Genomic DNA, 2,958 nt, shown 5'->3' with positions numbered 1-2,958 from the left:
GCAAAGTTGAAAAAAGCACAAGATGCAATTACTCAAATGCGTCCGTATGCTAATAAGTTGACAGAACTTTTACAAAGTTTAAGTGCAACTTTGGAAGGTGAAGTTGGCGGAGTTTATTCTGAGCAAAAAGAAGTTTCAAAAGTATTATTAGTTCCAATTACTTCAAATAGAGGTTTGTGTGGTGGTTTTAATTCAAATGTAATTAAAGCAACTATTAAAAATATCGAAAAGAATTATAAAGGTAAACAAGTTGATTTGTTAACTATTGGTAAAAAAGGAAACGATATTTTAGCTAAAAACTATACTGTTATTGAAAATCATATCGATATTTTTGATGATTTAACTTTTGACAATGTAGCTGTTATTGCAGAAAAATTAATGAGTTTATTTGCAGAAGGGGAGTATGATAGAATTGATTTGGTGTATAACCGATTTAAAAATGCAGCAACACAAATTGAAACTATTGAACAATTTTTACCAATTGAACCAATAAAAGGAGATATAAAAGTAAATACAGATTATCTTTTTGAACCTACAAAAGTAGAAATTGTGTTAGAATTGATTCCAAAATCATTAAAAACACAATTGTATAAAGCAATTAGAGATTCATTTGCCTCAGAACATGGAGCTCGTATGACAGCAATGCATAAAGCAACAGACAACGCAACTGAATTACGTGACGATTTATTATTAACATATAACAAAGCACGTCAGGCAGCAATAACAAATGAAATTTTAGAAATTGTTGGAGGTGCTGAAGCATTGAACAATTAGGTGAAGCCAAATTTTCTAAATCTGAAACATTGAATAAATAAGTAAATTAAGAATTTTAAAAATTGCGTGAATAAATTTGATTAATATTCTTACTTGAAATTTTAAAAGAGCTTATCAATTTTGATAAGCTCTTTTTTTGTAGTTTGGTATACAGTTTGTATATATTCTAAAAAACACACTATAGTTATGAATAAATTAGGAACCATTTTAAGTGCAGCAATCATTTTGTTATCATTTTCATTTTGTAGCTCAACAAAAGACTTAACTAAAGTTAATCACCCTTTTAAAGTTACAAAAGCAACCTACAATACTTGGGTTGGTGGCCAACCAGGAGTAAAAGGAATTAAAATTGTTGTCACAATCGACCATCAGGATATTGAGTTAGATACTGTTTTTTTTAGAAGTAAGAAAGTTCCCTTGAAAAGAGATATAAGTACAGAATTCCCCATTTTTGTAGGCGTTTATTCACTTCCTAATACAAAAAAGGATTATATTTTACATGAAGACCCTGTAAATGAGTATGGAAATACACCTATAAATAAATCTTTAAATATCCCTTTTTCACTTAAAAAAGATGAAGCGATTGTAAGTTATTTGCTCGATAATAAGACATATTATTATAAAATTGATGAGGTAGTTGAAATAAAATCTACTGAAAAATATTAATTATAAAAAATCTTCATTATAAGACAAGTTAATTTCATTCCTAATAGTATCTAACAAAGTTATAAGTTCTAAACTATTTTGATGTGACCAAATTTCGCTTTCAATTTTATGCTGTCTAAGACAAGTATTACATTCAATAATTTGATGTGAATAGCCTCTTCCAATAGTTGGTAATGATATAAATTCTTCAGCTTCATTGTTTAATTGGATTGAAAAAGAATCTGTTTCATTCCAAGGCATATCAATATTAATTTCACCCAAGGTGCCACTTATTTTTGCAATTCTTTTTGACGTTGCATTAAAGCTGCTAAATAATATAGCATGTGCATTTTCGTAATTAAATAACATAGCTAATTGAGAATCTGCTCCAGACTCATAAAAGTGCGCGTTTGCTTGTATTTTGTTCGGAATCCCCAATATTAAATAAGCTAAAAAAACAGGGTAAATACCAATATCGAGTAAGGAACCTCCACCTAACTCTTTATCATAAATACGTTGAATAGATGTGTTTGCTTTAAAAGAAAAATCAGCATTTATATATTTTATTTCTCCAATTTCACCGTTATCAATAATCCTTTTTATCTTTTTTATACTTGGATTAAATCGAGTCCACATGGCTTCCATTAAAAAAAGAGCGTTGTTTTTTGAAGCTTCAATCATTTTAAAAACCTGCTTTCTGTTAATAGCAAAAGGCTTTTCACATAAAACAGCTTTTTTATAATTTAAAGATAAAATGGTATAACGTTCATGAGAATTATGAGGTGTTGCGATATAAATAATATCAACTAGCTTATTTTGTAACAATTCTTCATAAGAACCATAAAAATTAGCTGAATTATATTGTTTAGAAAACACTTCAGCTTTTTCCAAACTTCTAGAAGCTACAGCTTCCAATGAGCAATTTTCAACTAACAATAAATCAGATGCAAATTTATGAGCGATACCTCCAAGTCCTATAATTCCCCAATTTATTTTTAAACTCATTCCAGTAAATTTTTAGTGTTGAAAAACTAATAATACGTAAATATAATTTTTTTGGCATAGAATTTGAAATTATTGAAGTATAACCAATAAAATAAATGATTATGAGAACTTTAAAATTACTTTTTGCGACAATGTTTATTGGATTATCATTTACGTTTTGTAGTGTTGTAATAGACGATATTAATGATCCATATTATTATGTAAACCTAGAAGATGTAGTTACGGCTTATGATTTATGGTATGTAGATTATAATAGTACAACAGGAAATGGCGATGTACCTTTTCTATCAAAAGCGTTTACAATTTCATTTATCAATGGGAAATTATATGCAAATAATAATTTAGTTGGTATTGGAGCTACAGGAAATGGGTATGGAATTCAAATTGGATATTATGACACTTATAATGGAATTCTTGAAATTGATCATAATTTAGATGGTTATTACGATTTTGATATTATTGAATTATCAAATGACAGACTAAAATTAAAAGATAATTATAATAATGTAAGTTATTATTTAGAGGGTTATCAAA

Annotated in this window: 3 protein-coding genes and 1 pseudogene; 3 read left to right on the top strand and 1 reads right to left on the bottom strand. The window is 27.8% G+C overall.

Features of this window, described 5'->3' with window-relative positions:
* Together atpG and Q0352_RS11760 are read left to right on the top strand one after the other, a co-directional pair.
* A partial coding sequence (gene atpG / locus Q0352_RS11765; RefSeq protein ID WP_299527727.1) for an ATP synthase F1 subunit gamma occupies positions 1-774 on the top strand: 774 nt, incomplete at its 5' end.
* Positions 775-960: 186 nt separating this feature from the next.
* Positions 961-1,440, top strand: a complete 480-nt coding sequence (locus Q0352_RS11760; protein ID WP_299527725.1) for a hypothetical protein — start codon at positions 961-963, stop codon at positions 1,438-1,440.
* Here the strand turns inward: Q0352_RS11760 and Q0352_RS11755 are convergent, their stop codons facing one another.
* A complete protein-coding gene (locus tag Q0352_RS11755; RefSeq protein WP_299527723.1) occupies positions 1,441-2,424 on the bottom strand; it encodes a Gfo/Idh/MocA family oxidoreductase in 984 nt (327 codons plus the stop codon).
* Positions 2,425-2,525: 101 nt separating this feature from the next.
* On the opposite strand from Q0352_RS11755, the pseudogene Q0352_RS11750 reads away from it, so the two are divergent.
* A pseudogene (locus Q0352_RS11750) lies at positions 2,526-2,958 on the top strand (nicotinic acid mononucleotide adenyltransferase); the annotation flags it as partial.

Origin of the sequence: uncultured Lutibacter sp. (assembly GCF_937891065.1) — a bacterium.
Lineage (GTDB): Bacteria > Bacteroidota > Bacteroidia > Flavobacteriales > Flavobacteriaceae > Lutibacter.
The sequence above is the reverse complement of the archived record's forward strand: the minus strand, read 5'-3'. Positions and strand labels throughout refer to the sequence as shown.

Coding starts and splice junctions, on each gene's coding strand:
- Q0352_RS11760 (WP_299527725.1), top strand. CDS start 961: ATGAATAAATTAGGAACCATTTTAAGTGCAGCAATCATTTTGTTATCA.
- Q0352_RS11755 (WP_299527723.1), bottom strand. CDS start 2,424: ATGAGTTTAAAAATAAATTGGGGAATTATAGGACTTGGAGGTATCGCT.